We start from the raw sequence: 17,672 nt of genomic DNA, 5'->3' as shown, positions 1-17,672 counted from the left end.
TTCACTATTATTAATGGCATAGAAAAAGGTAATAATTTATTTCATAGTTTCAGTAACTTCTCAGTCCCTACAGGTGGTTCAGCAATTTTCGATTTAGTAAATACACCCAATATTACCAATATCTTTAGTCGGGTAACTAGCGGAAACATCTCCGAAATTAATGGATTAATTAGGACAATTAATGGCAATAATTCTGTAAATTTATTGCTCATGAACCCAGCAGGAATTATTTTTGGTAAAGATGCCATATTGAATATTAGCGGCTCATTTGTCGGGACAACTGCTAATAGTCTTAAGTTTAGCGATGGCAGCGAATTTAGTGCAGTAAATTCTTCAACAACACCATTATTAACAATGACTGTACCCATTGGTTTGCAGATGGGTAGTGCAGCCAGTTCAATTCAGGTACAGGGTAAAGGTAATGATGGTATTGTCCCGACGAAGAATTTAGGAATAGTTGCCAGTCCCGGAAAAACAATTGCCTTAGTGGGTGGCGATATCAAATTTACAGGTGGTGTGATAACTGCACCTTTCGGTCGAATCGAAATAGGTGCCGTCAACAGTGGGACAGTGAATTTAACACCTACACTCACAGGATGGCAGTTAGGTTATAGCCAAGTTACAGATTTTGGCGATATTCAATTTACACAGCGTTCTTCACTTTGGAATCCCTATCCAGTGGGCAATCCTTTTGGCGGTATTCAAGTAGTAGGCAGAGATATTCGCCTCGATCAATCGCAAATAGCCGCAGCAACAGCAGGCACAGAGCAGGGTAGTAATATTGGTAATATTACAGTGAATGCAGAGCGATCGCTTTCTTTGGGCGGCGTAAATCCTAATGCTTTTGCTCCTAGTGCTTGGATTGTCAATCAAGTAGCGCCAGGGGCTACAGGCAAAGGCGGCAGCGTGAATATTCAAGCTAGAGATGTGACTTTACAAGATGGCGCAGCCATTGAAACTTTAAGCCTGGGTGCAGGAGCAGCAGGCCAAGTTAATGTAATCGCAGATACCATTACCGCTAAGGGTGCTGTGGCTCTAAAATCGCCCTTAGCTCCTTCTGGTAGCAGCAGTAGCCGCATTGCTAGCCAAACTTTCGCATCAGGTAATGGTGGAGATATCAGTGTAGTAGCCCGCAAACTCACTCTCGAAGATAGTGGTTTAGTGGGAACAATTGTTTTTCCTGGGGCAACGGGAAAAGGGGGAGATATTTCTGTAGATGTCGCTGATGAGATTTATGCTACTGGGGTCAGTCCCATTAGTTTAACCTTCAGTGGCATTGCTGCATATACATTTGGCATTGGTAATAGTGGTCATATCAACATCAATACAGAGAAATTAAATCTCACAGAAGGGGGAGCAATTGTTACCTTTGTTGTTCGCTTGAAAGGAATACCAGGTACAGGGATTGGCAATGCAGGCGATGTTTCAGTAGTAGCACGGCAAGGTATTAATTTGGTAGGTACATCACCAGTTGTACCAACTCAACTTACCTTTCTTGGTAGTTCTACGACTGGTTCTGGCAATGGCGGCAATGTGTCAGTTATAACGCCTAATCTTTCACTGCAAGCCGGAGCAGGTTTAGCAACAACCACTGTACCTGTGATTGGCAACTTTGGCGATCCCAAGCAGTCCAATAATTTGGGAAATAGTGGCAATATCACCGTGAATGTTGCAGAGCGTTTAACAGTCACTGGCATCAATAAGTTTACATTAGCTACTAGTTTCTTAGGAAGCGGTAACTATGGCAATGGTAAAACTGGGGATGTCAAGCTGCAAACTAATCAATTGTTCGTTCAAAATGGTGGAGCAATTGCTAACGGTACTGCTGCTACTGGTGATGCTGGAAATTTAACCATTCAGGCAAATAATATTCTGGTAGAAGGTAAGAATAACCGTCCCTCGGTGATTGGTGCTAGCGCACCCATATTTAATGAAACTACCCGAAGATTTTATAATCTACCAGATGTGCCGACAGGCAACACAGGTGTGTTGAACATCAATACTCAACAGCTAACGGTTCGCAATGGTGGTAGTATTAGTGTTACCCATGAAGGTACAGGTAACGCTGGACAATTAAATATCACAGCCAATAGTATCTTTTTAGATAGTGGAAATATCAATGCTACTACTGCATCAGGAAAAGGTGGTAACACCAGCTTATTTCTGACAGATGCTCTGGTAATTCGTCATGGAAGTAAAATTACTACCGAAGCCCGCAGCAGTGGCAATGGTGGCAATATCACTATAAATACGCCAGTAATTATCGGTTTAGAAAACAGCGATATCATTGCTAATGCCTTTGACGGTAATGGCGGTAATATTCAAATTAGTAGCCAAGGTATATTTGGCTTAAAATATAGCCCCCAACTGACAAACGAAAGTGATATTACTGCTAGTTCGCAATTTGGTATTAACGGTACAGTAGATATTAATAATTTTGGAATTGATCCTCATTCTGGTTTAATTGAACTACCCGTAAATCTCACTGATTCATCCCAACAGATTGCTACAGGTTGTACTAGTAATAATGCCAGTAGTTTTGTCGCTACAGGACGGGGTGGAATACCGCAAAATCCGATGCAAGAAATGAGGAGCGATCGCACTTGGGCTGATATCCGCAATATCTCGACATTCAGGAACAGCGAGGAAGTTACAACTCAAATCCCTCAATCGCCAAAAGTTCTCATCCAAGCTACATCTTGGCATCGTAACGCCCAAGGTAAAATTGAGCTAGTCGCAGCGAAATCTTCGACTCCAGTGCAATCAGCATTAACCTGTGCGGCGATTCCCAAGAGTTAATTTGCTTGGAGAAAGAAAATATAATCAGCGATGTCTAGCGACAAGACGCGGAGCGTCTACGCACTTGGTTTGGCATCTGATACCGCTTCACTTTAAAAATGATACACATAGGCAAGCAGAGGGGCAGAGGAAGCAGAGGGGCAGAGGAAGTGATTTGTATCAGTAATTTCGTGAATTGGTATGAATACTCCATGCACAATTGAGTGAATTATATATAAATATCATGTTATTTTAAAACAAATATTAACTCGTATAAACGCTATTCATAGCGTAATATAAAATCCAAATAAATGCTTTGACATTGTTAGGATTTCTCCGATTTTGGGAAATCTAAATTGTGTCATATCAAGGGAGTATTCAAGACATGAGGGCAATTAAATTTCTCGCAGCATTCACCACAGGATTATTGACTGCGGGGATGGTATTACCTGCAATGTCTCAGGTGATTTCTGATGGTACAACCAACAGTATTGTCAACTCAAATGGTAATAATTTCACTATTATTAATGGCATCGAAAAAGGTAATAATTTATTTCATAGTTTCAGTAACTTCTCAGTTACTAGTGCTGGTTCAGCAATTTTTGATTTAGTCAATACACCCAATATTACCAACATATTTAGTCGAGTTACTGGGGGAAAGATTTCGGAAATAAATGGATTAATTAGGACAATCAATGGCAATAATTCTGTAAATTTATTGCTCATTAACCCAGCAGGAATTGTTTTTGGTAAAGATGCAGTCTTGAATATTAGCGGCTCATTTGTTGGGACAACTGCTAATAGTATTAAGTTTAGCGATGGTAGTGAATTTAGTGCAGTAAATTCTGCAACAACACCATTATTAACTATCAGTGTACCCATTGGTTTGCAGATGGGTAGTTCAGCTGCTATTGAGATCCAAGGTAAAGGTAATGATGGCATTGTCCCGACAAATAACTTGGGGATAGTGGCAAATCCAGGAAAAACCATTGCTTTAGTAGGGGGAGACATCAAATTTACAGGTGGTGTGATAACTGCACCTTTCGGTCGAATCGAAATAGGTGCTGTCAAAAGTGGGACAGTGAATTTAACACCCACACTCACAGGATGGCAGTTAGGTTATAACCAAGTCACAGATTTTGGCGATATTCAATTTACAGAGCGTTCTTCACTTTGGAATCCCTATCCTGTGGGCAATCCCTTTGGGGGTATTCAAGTAGTAGGCAGAGATATTCGCCTCGATCAATCGCAAATAGCTGCAGCAACAGCAGGCACAGGACAGGGTGGTAATATTACGGTGAATGCAGAGCGATCGCTTTCTTTGGGTGGCGTAAATCCCTATGCTTTTGCTCCCAGTGCTTGGATTGTCAATCAAGTAGCGCCAGGGGCTACAGGCAACGGCGGCAGCGTGAATATTCAAGCTGGGGATATAACTTTACAAGATGGCGCAGCGATTGAAACCCTCAGCCTGGGTGCAGGAGCAGCAGGTCAAGTGCAAGTAGTAGCAGATACCATTACTGCTAAGGGTGCTGTGGCGCTGAAATCGCCCTTAGCTCCATCTGGTAGCAGCAATAGCCGCATTGCTAGTCAAACTTTCGCATCGGGAAATGGCGGAGATGTCAGTGTAGTTGCTCGCAAACTCACTCTCGAAGATAGTGGTTTAATCGGAACAATTGTTTTTCCTGGAGCTACTGGGCAAAGTGGAAATGTTACTGTTGATATTGCCGAGCAGATTGACGCCAATGGGGTTAACCCTATCAGTTTGCTTTCTAGTGGTATAAGTACTTACACATTTGGTATTGGCAATAGTGGCAATGTCAAAGTGTCTACAGGAATATTAAATCTCATCGATGGCGGAGGGATTTTTACCTTTGCTAGTCGTTTAGCAGGAATACCAGGAACGGGTTTTGGCAATAGCGGAGATGTTACGGTAGTTGCAGGACAAAGTATTAATATGGTAGGTGCATCGCCAGTTTCACCTGCACAACTCAGTTTTATTGGTACTTCTACTACTGGCTCTGGGAATAGTGGCAATGTGTCGCTAACTACACCTATGCTGTCAATGCAAGCCGGAGCCTCTTTGGCAACAAGTTCTGTATCTGTAATTGGCAGTTTTGGCGATCCGAGTCAATCTAATAATTTAGGAAATGCTGGCAATATCAGTGTAAATGTTGGAGAAAATTTAACTATCAGTGGTATCAATCCTTTTACAAAGGCTTCCACCGTTTTAGGAAGCTTAACTTATGGCAATGGTAAAGCTGGTGATGTCACCCTCCAAACTAATCAATTGCGGGTACTTGATGCTGGTGCTGTTGGTAACGTTACTGGTGGTACTGGCGATACTGGAGCTTTGACAATCCAAGCCAATGACATTCTGGTAGAAGGTAAGAATATCCACACTTCAGCAATTGCTACCGGCGCACCCATCCCACTAGAGAGCGCCCGCCAATTTTATAATTTACCAGATGCACCCACAGGTAACATAGGTGTGTTAAACATCAATACCCAGCAGCTAACGGTTCGTGATGGTGGTAGGGTGAGTGTCACCTATGAAGGAACAGGTAACGCCGGACAGTTAAATATTCAAGCCGATCGCGTATTTTTAGATAATGGCAATATTATTGCTACTACTGCATCAGGAAAAGGTGGTGATATCAGTTTAGCGATCGCCAATAGCCTTTTGAGCCGTCATGGCAGTAAAATTAATGCCGAAGCAGGTGGTATAGGCAATGGTGGAAACATTAATATCTCTTCTCCTTTGATTGTCGCTGCCGAAAATAGCGATATTATTGCCAATGCTGTTAATGGTAATGGCGGTAACATTAACATTACCACTCAAGGTATATTCGGGTTAAAATTTAGCCCCCAACTGACAAACGAAAGTGATATTACTGCTAGTTCGCAATTTGGCGTCAACGGTACTGTAGATATTCATAATTTTGGTGTCGATCCTAACTCTGGTTTAGTAAAATTGCCCGCGAATGTTACCGATTCATCACAGCAAATTGCTACTGGTTGTTCTCAGATGAGTGGTAGCAGTTTTGTAGCTACAGGTAGGGGAGGCTTACCAAATAATCCTATACAAGAAATCAGGAGCGATCGCACTTGGTCAGATATCCGCAATATCTCTGCATTCAGGAAAAGTGGGGAAATTACAGCACAAATACCCGCATCAAAAGAGGTAATTATCCAAGCTACTTCTTGGCATCGTAACAGCACAGGAAAAATTGAGCTAGTAGCAAATCAATCTCCTTCTCCTGCTGTCCAGTATCCATTAACCTGTGCAGGAATTGCCCAAAAATAAGCGCAAGATAGAGGTAACACCATACCTTATATCTTGCACTCAAGTATTTACAGCAAATTGCCAGTTGGTGAGGTACAGATTATCGTTGATTGTAGGGGCACTGGCACTGCCATGCCCCGAAGCGCTTACCTCATTTAGGAGCCGTGTAAAAATAAGTTGAACAATTTAATATTTGTAGTGCGGGCATCTTGCCCGCGCGAGCAAGATGCTCGCACTACTTATTTTTACTTAATGCCTTACCTGAATTATGCTATCCCCTCAGGAAATCTGAAGCGGAATCTCAATCAAAAATTCAGTTCCCTCTCCTAATGTAGAAATACAATTGAGTTGTCCTTGATGCTTTTCGACAATAATTTGATAACTGATAGATAATCCTAAGCCAGTACCTTGACCAACTGGTTTAGTAGTTTTTACCTAAAAAAAGTATACATCAAGATATTTCTTTTAACCTTGAAAATAATAAAATATTTGTTGATTTAAAATAAAGTTATTAGATAAATATTTACCTAAATATACTAATTCAATTTACTTGGGAAAATTTACTTACGTAGTTATATAGCGGCTAAGAATGAAGCCTAATAAAATTGTCTTTAGATTTTATTAAAGATAGAACTAATACCAATTCAACCTTCAAAATTCAACCTTCAAAATTAAGACTGTATCTGGATATCTGGCTTTGAATATGTTGCTGAATTTTAGACAATTGGGATAAAATCATGATTTTGATGAATTTTTAGGCTAATTTTCAACAACTATTAATTTATCCTGTTGAGATTATGACTACTAATTGAAGTTAATCTTCTGAAAAACACTTATTCACTGACTAGGGGTAATTCAAGAGTAAAACAACTACCTTTACCGACTTCACTATTAACTAAAATATTGCCACCATGTTGTTCGACTATTTTTTTAACTAAAACCAGTCCTAAACCTGTGCCTTCATATTGCCGATTCAAACCGTTATCTAATTGTACAAAAGGTTGAAAAATTTTATTGATGTCTTGCGGGGCTATACCAATGCCAGTATCACTTACAGATATTCTCCACCAAGCTTGATGATTTTGTGTAGTTGCAATCTGCTGAAAATTTGATTCATTGAAAGCGGCGGGAAACTCCATCCCCTTGTGGGTGGAGAGGGACAGCTGCCCCGCCGCTTGGGGCAATGGGCATTGGGCATTGGTAATTTCTTCCCCATGCCCAAAAACTCCATCCCCTTGTGGGTGGAGTTTTTCATAGTTGATTGGGGATAATGTAGGAACAGCAGAAATTTTTAAATTTACTCTACCACCATTAGCAGTAAATTTGACTGCATTACTTAATAAATTGATAATTGATTGAGATATGCGTCGTCTATCGAGGGTAATTTTCGGTAAATTAGGTTGAATTTCTGTAATTAATTGTATATTTTTATGTGCAGCTTGTTGACTAATTATCGGCAGAACATCACTACAGAGTTCCTCAACAGTAAATGATGAGATATGCAGATCTATTGTATCAGTCTCAATTCTGGATACATCTAAAATATTGTCGATTAAAGATAATAGATGTTGTCCGCTATTATCTATTGTTGATAGCGCTAATTTTTGCCGACTATTAATAGTACCAAATATTTCGTCACTCAACCCTTCAGTCATACCTAAGATAGCATTGAGAGGAGTACGTAACTCGTGACTCATCATTGAGAGAAAATTGCTTTTTGCTTGATTGGCAATTTCTGCATTTTCTTTGGCTTTAACTAATTCTGCAGTTCGTTCTTGAACCAGCTTTTCCAGATCCAGTTGTAGCGTATACAAAGAAACATGAGTTTTGACTCTTGCTAATACTTCCTGTTCTTGAAAGGGTTTGCTAATGTAATCAACTGCGCCTAACTCTAAGGCGCGTATTTTAGTACTAGTATCAGTTAAGGCCGTCATAAATATGATGGGAATTTTTTTGGCGCTTGGATTGGTTTTTAGCCTGCGGCAAGTTTCAAAGCCATCAATTCCTGGCATCATCACATCGAGAATAATTAAATAGGGGTGGGCATATTCTGCTTGTTCAATAGCTGATTCTCCATCTGTCGCCATTAGTGTTTTCCAGCCGCATCCCTGAATGATTTCCGATAACAACTTGAGGTTATTGGGATTATCATCAACTAAAAGAATATGTTTTGATAAACTGAAACCGTCTTCTAGCATTGTGAATGCCTGTGTAAATTATGATTTTCTGTTTTATTCTGCTTTGCACCATAACAGCAAGTTAAGCTTTTATGCTCCTAGTTCAAATATATTCGCGTTAAGGCTATGTGCGGTCAAGAGTCCAAAGTCCCAGCGAATCAATTCAAAATTCAAAATTCAAAATTCAAAATTCAAAATTCAAAACAGCCACCCACTAGGGGGAGCCATTCTCGTGGGCGGGTTTCCCGACTTGAGAGAACTGGCGTTGGGGTTTCTACCTACCTTGCGAAACAAGGATTTTTTCGCCCACTAGGGGCGAGGTTTTAAACCTAACTTTTTCCGATAAAATGCTCCCCCTGCATCCTCTGCTTCCTTGCTTCTGGCTTCAATTCATTCCACTTTTGTGCAACGCCGATAATTTCTGTTCTGGCAGTCCCTAAATGAGAGTGCATGTTAATTTTAGGCGATCGCTGACAAACTGATAGATTCTACACTCATCTGGGCAATATAACTTAGCATGTATTCTACAACACTTGTGTGATGAATAGTGATTAATTAAGTTATATAAATCTGGGTGATTATTCATGGCAATATCAATAAAAAAAGGTTTTTGGCTGTATCCGTATTTGAGTATATTTAGCTTATGCTTAGTAGGTAATATCACACCAGGAGTGGCATCTGTACCAGTGACAACCCCGATTTTATCTACGACTGTGGCGACGAACTTGCTAGAGGAGGGACGCAACTTTTACAAGGCGGGACAATTCACTGAAGCTATCAAGGCTTGGCAAACAGCCGCAAAACAGTATCAAACTCAAAGCGATCGCATCAATGAAGCCCTGAGTTTGAGTTACCTTTCCTTGGCACAGCAAGAACTAAATCAATGGGAAGCAGCTAGCCAATCAATTGAGCAAAGTCTCAAACTATTGCAAACAGCCAAACCTGCAGCTGATGCCATTTTGTGGGCACAGGTACTCAATACCCAAGCAAATTTACAATTGCACAATGGTAAAGCCGAAATCGCCCTAGAAACTTGGCAACAAGCACAAAAATATTATGAGCAAGCAGGGGATAAAATGGGCAGCTTGGGGAGTCAAATTAACCAAGCTCAAGCCTTGCAAACTTTGGGATTTTATCGGCGTTCTAAACAGCAACTAGAGACGCTAACGCAAAAGCTACAAGCGACACCAGATTCGGAAGTGAAAGTAAATGGCTTGCGATCGCTCGGTTTAGCATTGCAAATGATTGGTGAATCTGGCAAAAGTCAACAAGTATTAGAGCAAAGTTTAGCGATCGCCCGGAAAATTCAAATCACGCCGCAGTTGAGTTCCATATTGCTGAATCTCGGTAAAACTGCCGTTGACTTGCAAGATCCACAGATGGCTTTAGATTATTTTGAACAAGCACAGCAGTTAGCTGTCAATCCTAGCGATCGCTTACAAGCACAATTATCCCAATTTAAACTTTTCCTAGACTATGACAAGCCAGAACTGGCTACTCCCCTAGCGCCGCAGATACTCCAACAGCTAGGAGAATTACCTCCCAGTCACACATCTCTCTACACAGCGATTAATTTTGTTGCTACCTTAAATCGCTTGTCAAATCCACAGCAAATTGTACCGTTAAAAGATTTAGCACAACTGATGGCAGTCACAGTTAAGTCTGCCCAGCAAATTCAAGATACCCAAGCAGAAGCTTATGCATTGCATCAGTGGGGAAAACTCTATAGTCGGACACAACAGTTCCCACAAGCACAGGAATTAACGCAGAAATCCCTCAACATTGCCCGTCAACTCCAAGCTGAGGATATCATTGCCCAATCTGCTTGGCAGGTGGGACAACTATATAAACAACAAGGCGATCGCCCCAAAGCCATTACTGCCTATAGTGAAGCAGTCAAAGCTTTAAAATCAATTCGCCGGGATTTGGTTGCAGTCAACCCCGATATCCAATTCTCTTTTCGCGAAAGTGTGGAGCCTGTGTACCGGGAATTAGTCGCTTTACTGCTAGATAATCAACCCAGTCAAGCATCACTGATGCAAGCGCGGGATTTAATTGAAGCCTTGCAAGTTGCCGAACTCGATAACTTTTTCCGGGAAGCGTGTTTAGATCGAGCGCAGCAAATTGACCAAGTAGATCCCCAAGCCACTGTAATTTACCCAATTATTCTACCCGATCGCCTAGCGGTAATTCTCTCCAAAACCGGGCAACCTCTGCGTTATTACGTAACATCAAAATCGCAAACCGAAATTGAACAGACTCTAGGTAATTTGTTAGCGAGCTTTAATCCCGTTTCCGATGCTAAAGAACGCGATCGCCTTTCCCAAGAAATTTATGATTGGTTAATTCGTCCGGCAGAAACGGATCAAGCCTTTAAAGATAGTAAAACCCTGGTATTTGTTTTAGATGGACTCTTACGAAATATCCCGGTAGCCGCCTTATATGACGGTCAGCAATATTTGATTGAGAAATATGCAGTTGCTCTTTCTCCGGGAATGCAATTAATGGCAGCGCGATCGCTCCAGCAAAATCGTATCGATGCGATCGTTGGTGGTATCAGTCAATCCCGTCATGGTTTTAGTGCCTTACCTGCTGTGGAATCAGAAGTAAAACAAATTTCCCAAGCTGTACCATCTTCCCTATTGCTCAACCAACAATTTACCAGTCAAGCCTTAGCCGAACGAGTCAAATTTAGTAGTGCTGATGTTGTTCACCTCGCCACCCACGGACAGTTTAGCTCTCGTTTAGAAGATACCTTTTTACTGACTTGGGATGGGGAAGTCAATATTAAAGAATTGTCCGAACTCCTGAAAAATCGAGGTAACAATGCATCAAAAGCGATTGAATTGCTTGTACTCAGTGCCTGCGATACCGCCACTGGCGACGATCGCGCCGTTCTCGGACTAGCAGGTTTAGCTGTCAAATCAGGTGCTCGTTCTACCCTCGCCACTCTCTGGCCAGTCAAAGATAAAGCAGCAGAAATGCTAATGACGCGCTTCTATGACCAATTGCGACAGCCTAAAATCACTAAAGCAGAAGCCTTAAGGCAAGCTCAAATTAATCTAATTCGCCAAACTGATTTCCGCGATCCTTTCTTTTGGTCAGCCTTTGTTTTAGTAGGCAATTGGCTCTAATTACGTAAATTCACTGAATTTAATTTAGCATAATTTGCATGTTATTTTACATCCCAAAATACGGATTCATTGTATATTTCTAGTAGGTATTTACTCTTTTGGCTTTTTATCTAGAGATATCTGCAAACTTCTTCCCACAGTCGCGATCGGAATACTTAGTATTACTTACTCTCACCTGAGGTGCAAGCTCATGAAACGTCGATATGTAGCTAGTACATTGAGCGTTATCGCTCTACTCGCTAGTAGTACATGGAACAGTGCCTATGCTATAAAATTTACTCCACCAACTAATAATGGCGCTCCTAGACAAGCCACAGGCGGCGCTTCTCGCGGCAGCCTGTTTACACCGAGATCGGGAAAAGGCGCACCTAGCCAAGCCACAGGCGGCGCTTCTCGCGGCAACCTGTTTACACCGAGATCGGGAAAAGGCGCACCTAGCCAAGCCACAGGCGGCGCTTCTCGCGGCAGCCTGTTTACACCAGCTACTGGTAAAGGTACGCCCCAACAAGCAACAGGGGGCGCTTCTCGCGGCAACCTATTTACACCAGCTACAGGCAAGGGTACACCCCAACAAGCAGTAGGCGGTGCTTCTCGCGGCAACCTATTTACACCAGCTACAGGCAAGGGTACACCCCAACAAGCAGTAGGCGGTGCTTCTCGCGGCAACCTATTTACACCAGCTCCAGGTAAAGGTACACCCCAACAGGCCGCAGGAGGTGCGGCTCGCGTTGGTACTTATTACCTAAATCCCTCAGATGTAGGTGCAGCAGGCCCAGCCGCCCTCATAGCCCTGCTACCTGAGAACTTCTATGGCACAACAGTGTCTGAACGTCCGACAATTTTGGTGTATGTACCTGCTTCTAATGCAGAAGAAGCTGTGTTTAGCCTCAAAGATGAAGCTGGCAATACACAGTATCAAATGACCATTCCCGTTGTCCAAAAAGCAGGAGTGATCGCCCTCAAATTACCAGCTGATGCACCAGCTTTAGCCGTTGGTAAAAACTACCATTGGTTTTTAGCGATCAAAGTTGATGGACAACTCAGCCCCAGTACACCTTATGTTGATGGTTGGATTCAACGCATTCAGCCCAGCGCCGAGTTAGCAGCAGCAATGCAGCAAGAAGATGCCCTAAAGCGGGCTACTGCTTTAGGGCATCATGGCGTTTGGTATGACTGTGTAGAAACCCTTGCAGCTTTACATAGTGCCCAACCCACCGATGTGAATCTACGCAAGCAATGGGAGGAACTGCTTTCTTCAGTTAGTTTAAAAGATATTGTTACAGCAAACATAGCAGTATCGACGAATTAAAACATTGGGCATGGGGCAATTCAATTTTGGATTTTGGATTTTAAATTTTAGATTGGAATCCAAAAGACGCTCGCGGACTCGCTCTAAGCGAAGCTATGCCGTTGGCGAAGCCTCTCGAAGAGAAGGCTTTACGCTGCGCTATCGCAAATCTAAAATCTAAAATTCCTTGTCCCCTTAGCCCTAACCCCTAACCTCAACCTATGGCGCAAATATGTGGCGCAAATTTCAAACCATAATCCAACGTACTCGTAGTATTTTGATTATTACTCCCACTGTTGCCTTCACTGTGATTGTCGGGCAATCTTTGGGATTTTTCAATTTACTTGAATGGAAAATTCGTGATGAATGGGTTCGTCAGCGATCGCTCGAAACTATCGCTGAGGAAATTGTCATTGTCTCGATTGACGAAAAAGATATCCAATCGGTGCGGAAATGGCCTGTTCCCGACTGGGCTTTAGCAAAATTATTAGATAAAATTCGGGCACAGCAACCCAGAGTCATCGGTTTGGATATCTATCGAGATTTACCAGAAGGAACTGGACATGAGGAACTGGTAAAAATCTTCCGCACTACACCTAATTTAATTGGTGTAGAGAAAATCACCGGGGAACGTGTGAAGCCACCACCAGAATTAAAAAAGCTGGATCGAGTAGGATTAGCAGATTTAGTCTTAGATGGCGATCGCTTTGTGCGCCGTGCCTTGTTAACAGCCATTGATGCTAAAGAGCAAGATACCCTCAAAGCTGGTTTAGCAACAATGGTGGCGCTCAAGTATTTGGAAACTGAAAAGATTAGCTTAGAAAGTATTGACCCCCAGCAGCAAAAGTTTCAGTTAGGTAAAGCCATTTATGTACCATTGAGCAATCAAGAAGCAGGTTATGCTGATGCTGATATAGGTGGGTATCAAATTTTACTTAATTGGCATGGTTCTGAAGCTGCATTTCGCACAGTCTCAATGCGCGATGTCTTAGCTGGAAAAATTCCCGCCAATCTGATGCGCGATCGCATGGTATTTATTGGTTCTTTTGCTTCGAGTACCAATGATTTTTTTAGTACCCCTTTCTCTTCTGGGTTATCTGCTCAAAAACCTACCCCTGGTGTAGTTATCCATGCCAATATAGCCCATCACTTGGTAACCACAGCCAAAACAGGTAAAGGCACCTTACATGGTATTTCTGGCAAGTATGTGTCTTTGTGGATTGTTTTTTGGTCTGTAATGGGTTCTGCTGGTAGTTGGCTATTATCCAGTAGCAAATTGCGAATTCCTGGAGGTAAAATTCTCTGGGCAACTGTGGGTATGAGTTGTCTTTGTTTAGTTGGTGGCTATGGGTTATTTTTAAAGGGAATTTTAATTCCTGTAACACCTGCTTTAGCTGCATTTATTAGTAGTGTAATTGCCACAACTAATGCCTATAAGCAGCAACGTTTAGAGGAAACTAATCAGCAGCTAGAAATTGCTAACTCTCAATTATTAGATTATTCCAAAACTCTCGAATTTAAAGTAGAAGAGCGCACTCACGAACTACTAGAAGCAAAACAAGCTGCTGATGCGGCTAACCAAGCTAAAAGTGAGTTTCTCGCGAATATGAGTCATGAGCTACGCACGCCGCTTAATGGTATTTTGGGTTTTGCTAAGGTGCTAGAAACAGCACCAAATATGACCAAGAAAAATCTTGAAGGAATCAGTATTATTTATCAATGCGGCACCCATTTGCTGATGTTAATCAATGATATTCTTGATTTGTCAAAAATTGAGGCGCGTAAATTAGAATTAGTGGCGACAACTGTAAATTTACCTAGTTTTTTACATGGAGTTACGGAAATTTGCAGTATCCGCGCCACTCAGAAAGGAATTGCATTTCATACTGCGATTGATGAACAATTACCTGTTGCCATTCAAGTTGATGAAAAGCGGCTCAGGCAAGTGTTAATTAACTTACTAGGTAATGCAATCAAATTTACAGAAAATGGTAGCGTTACTTTGAAAGTTGAACTTATCAATCGCGAATTCCAATCAATCACCAATGATAACGAACAAATACAACATATTCAGATTCGCTTCCAAATTGAAGATACAGGTATTGGGATGTCTTCAGATCAATTAGAGAAAATCTTTTTACCCTTTGAACAAGTAGGTGAAGCTGGGAAAAAATCTGAAGGTACTGGTTTAGGATTAGCCATCAGTCAAAGAATTACCACATTGATGGGAAGTCAAATTCAAGTACAGAGTCGCTTAGGTGAAGGTAGTGTATTTTGGCTAGATTTGACGGTTCCAGCGCCAGTTACCCATGATTGGCAAAGTGGTGTAATTAGTCCCAATAATCATAAAATTATCGGTATTCGCGGTAGTAAACCGCAAATTTTGATTGTTGATGATGATAGTAATCATCGTTCAATGTTAACCAGTTTACTGCAAGGAATTGGCTGCCAAACTTGGGAAGCAACTGATGGTAAACAGGGATTAGAAATCGCCACTGAACATCACCCAGATGTGATTTTGTTAGATTTAGCTATGCCGAATATGGATGGCTTTGAACTGATGGTTCAGTTACAACAGAATTCGCAAACTTCTAATCTTCCAATTATTGTCTCTAGTGCCAGTGTATTTGAGGAAAATCGCCAACGGAGTTTACAAGCAGGTGCAACAGCATTTTTACCTAAGCCCCTGCAAATTGATGAACTATTTAATGCAATGCGATCGCTACTAAAAGTTGAATGGATTTATGCTCAATCTGCACCTAATCCCGCATCTTCTCCATCTCAGCAGACAGGTGAGATAGAATTAGTTCTACCATCACAAGAAGTGTTGCAGCAACTATATCATTTGGCCATGATGGGAGATATCCCCACGATTGAGGGAATTATAGAAGAGTTAATTCAGCAAAATAGCCAGTTAACTCCTTTTGCCGCTGAGTTAAGTAAACTCACTAGCAGTTTTCAAACCGCAAAAATTCGTAAATTCCTCAAATCTTTTGTCACAACGGAGTCACATCAATGATTGCCGATCCGCTCACACAACCCATGCATATTCTGGTGGTGGATGATAATCCCAATAATCTCAAAGTCTTGGCAGAAGCTATTCTCGGATGTGGCTGGAAAGCACTCATGGCTACAGATGGAGAATCAGCGATTGAACAAACAGAATACGCCCATCCCGATTTAATTCTCTTAGATGTGATGATGCCGGGTATTGATGGGTTTGAAACTTGTCGGCGATTAAAAGCTAATCCCCATACTCAAAATACTCCAGTTATTTTTATGACGGCTTTAGCTGATGCTACAGACAAAGTTAAAGGATTGGAGATTGGTGCAGTTGATTATATTACCAAACCTTTTCAACAAGAAGAAGTCATTGCCCGACTAAAATTACATTTAAAAATTTCCCATCTGACACGTACATTAGAACACAGAGTGCAAGAGCGCACAGCCCAATTAACCAAATCTGTACAAGACTTACAGCAAACCCAATTACAACTCGTTCAAAGCGAGAAAATGTCCACTTTAGGACAATTAGTCGCAGGTATTGGACATGAGATTAATAATCCTGTAGGTTTTATTAGCGGTAATTGCTCTCATATTGAGCAATATATGAACGATTTGCTGCGGCTGATAAATCTCTATCAAGAAAAATTACCCGATCCAGATCCAGATATTGACGATCTAGTGGAAGAAATCGATTTAGATTATCTTACTGAGGATTTGCCTAAATTGCTAGCATCAATGAATCAAGGAATTAACCGATTAAAGGAAATGAGCTTATCGTTGAGAACTTTTGCTCGTTCGGATATCTCATCAAAAATAGATTATCAAATTCATGAAGGCATAGATAGTACTTTAATGCTATTGCAACATCGACTCAAAGGTAATGGCGATCGCTCTGCAATCAAGGTTGTGAAACAATATAACGAATTACCCCCTATTGCTTGCTATCCTGGACAGCTCAACCAGGTATTTATGAATATCATCGCCAATGCTATTGATGCCTTTGAAGAATGTAATGATAACCAACATGCTTTACAGACAACTACTAAACCACAAACTATTACCGTCACCACATCTGTCGATGCACAAGCAGAAACTGTGACAATTTCCATCCAAGATAACGGCCCGGGGATGGTTCCTGAAGTGCTAGCGCGAATTTTTGAGCCATCGTTTACCACTAAGCCTGTAGGTAAAGGAACAGGGCTAGGATTAGCTATCAGCCACCAGATTATAGTCAGTAAACACAACGGCCAAATTAATTGCCTATCCCATCCAGGTCAAGGTACATCATTTATCATCACTCTGCCAATTTAAATCTTTTAGCGATCGCAATCAGATTCGTCTGTTCAATTTTCTTTTAACTAAAATTAGCACAACCTTTCATTCCTTCCTAGCTCATTCTCTGCGTACCTCTGCGCTTACCTTTGCACCCCTACCCTGCGGGAAGGCGAAGCGCCTATGCGTTTAATTTTCGCCCATGCTTCTAGCTTTATGGCGATGGAAGCGTTGATTGCTTGATAGAAATTTATCTGTCACTATGATTTATGAAATTCCTAATTATTGATTATTCTCAAGTTTTGTAATTAAAATTTATAAAAATTAAAGTTAATAATTTATTTTTTCAGTAAAGTATAAAAATAAGCACGCATTCTTAGGGAGTGCGCGATTTTCTTCAAGTAATAACTGCTGCTTTTGCAATTAATAGTCAGTTGTAGTAGATGCTTTTAGTGAATGTTAACTTTTTCAAAATTTTTCCCGAAATACCCTATCTATGAATAGACTGTTTTTCAGTATAGTAAGTTACTAATTTAGGAATTTGCTAAATGAATGTACAAAACAATTATCTTTCTCGACTTAGTAATTGTAATATCAAAATCGGTTAGTCAACAATATAGTTAATGCCAGAAATGTTGAATGTTAAGAAAAGTCTGATAAAAATAGCCCAAAATATGTTATTTTTGGGCGAAGGATTAAAATATATTAGTTTGATTGTGATTATAAATTCATTT

General features: G+C 41.1%; 7 protein-coding genes and 1 pseudogene. 6 read left to right on the top strand and 2 right to left on the bottom strand.

Translation table 11 applies throughout. The features are described from left to right. On the top strand, positions 1-2,799 hold a 2,799-nt coding region (locus tag H6G08_RS35850; protein ID WP_190551917.1), incomplete at its 5' end, for a two-partner secretion domain-containing protein. A gap of 364 nt (positions 2,800-3,163) precedes the next feature. Further along, the gene (locus H6G08_RS35845) at positions 3,164-6,082 is read left to right on the top strand and encodes a two-partner secretion domain-containing protein (protein WP_190551915.1); all 2,919 of its coding nucleotides are present in this window, start codon (positions 3,164-3,166) and stop codon (positions 6,080-6,082) included. 258 nt (positions 6,083-6,340) lie between these two features. Here H6G08_RS35845 and H6G08_RS38445 read toward each other — a convergent pair. Together H6G08_RS38445 and H6G08_RS35835 are read right to left on the bottom strand one after the other, a co-directional pair. Beyond that, a pseudogene (locus H6G08_RS38445) lies at positions 6,341-6,490 on the bottom strand (ATP-binding protein); the annotation flags it as partial. 404 nt (positions 6,491-6,894) lie between these two features. Continuing rightward, a complete protein-coding gene (locus tag H6G08_RS35835; RefSeq protein ID WP_190551913.1) occupies positions 6,895-8,259 on the bottom strand; it encodes an ATP-binding response regulator in 1,365 nt (454 codons plus the stop codon). A 563-nt stretch (positions 8,260-8,822) separates the two neighbouring features. Here H6G08_RS35835 and H6G08_RS35830 point away from each other — a divergent pair. The 4 genes from H6G08_RS35830 (at position 8,823) to H6G08_RS35815 (ending at position 16,977) form a co-directional block, all read left to right on the top strand. Next, entirely contained in the window at positions 8,823-11,372 is a 2,550-nt protein-coding gene (locus tag H6G08_RS35830) for a CHAT domain-containing protein (protein ID WP_190551911.1), read from the top strand. A gap of 190 nt (positions 11,373-11,562) precedes the next feature. Then, positions 11,563-12,681 carry a DUF928 domain-containing protein gene (locus tag H6G08_RS35825; protein ID WP_190551909.1) on the top strand — a complete coding sequence of 373 codons (1,119 nt, stop codon included), beginning with the start codon at positions 11,563-11,565 and terminating at the stop codon, positions 12,679-12,681. A 211-nt stretch (positions 12,682-12,892) separates the two neighbouring features. Further along, positions 12,893-15,679, top strand: a complete 2,787-nt coding sequence (locus H6G08_RS35820) for a CHASE2 domain-containing protein (protein WP_190551907.1) — start codon at positions 12,893-12,895, stop codon at positions 15,677-15,679. Continuing rightward, positions 15,676-16,977, top strand: a complete 1,302-nt coding sequence (locus H6G08_RS35815; protein WP_190551905.1) for a hybrid sensor histidine kinase/response regulator — start codon at positions 15,676-15,678, stop codon at positions 16,975-16,977. Before H6G08_RS35820 ends, H6G08_RS35815 begins: the two co-directional genes overlap by 4 nt. Positions 16,978-17,672 lie beyond the last annotated feature (695 nt).

Source organism: Calothrix anomala FACHB-343 (assembly GCF_014696435.1).
Lineage (GTDB): Bacteria > Cyanobacteriota > Cyanobacteriia > Cyanobacteriales > Nostocaceae > Aulosira > Aulosira anomala_A.
This window is presented reverse-complemented; position numbering and strand designations above follow the sequence as displayed.

What these genes read in the sequence shown, in the direction of transcription:
- H6G08_RS35815 (WP_190551905.1), top strand. Translation starts at nt 15,676, where the DNA reads ATGATTGCCGATCCGCTCACACAACCCATGCATATTCTGGTGGTGGAT.
- H6G08_RS35845 (WP_190551915.1), top strand. Translation starts at nt 3,164, where the DNA reads ATGAGGGCAATTAAATTTCTCGCAGCATTCACCACAGGATTATTGACT.
- H6G08_RS35830 (WP_190551911.1), top strand. Translation starts at nt 8,823, where the DNA reads ATGGCAATATCAATAAAAAAAGGTTTTTGGCTGTATCCGTATTTGAGT.
- H6G08_RS35820 (WP_190551907.1), top strand. Translation starts at nt 12,893, where the DNA reads ATGTGGCGCAAATTTCAAACCATAATCCAACGTACTCGTAGTATTTTG.
- H6G08_RS35825 (WP_190551909.1), top strand. Translation starts at nt 11,563, where the DNA reads ATGAAACGTCGATATGTAGCTAGTACATTGAGCGTTATCGCTCTACTC.
- H6G08_RS35835 (WP_190551913.1), bottom strand. Translation starts at nt 8,259, where the DNA reads ATGCTAGAAGACGGTTTCAGTTTATCAAAACATATTCTTTTAGTTGAT.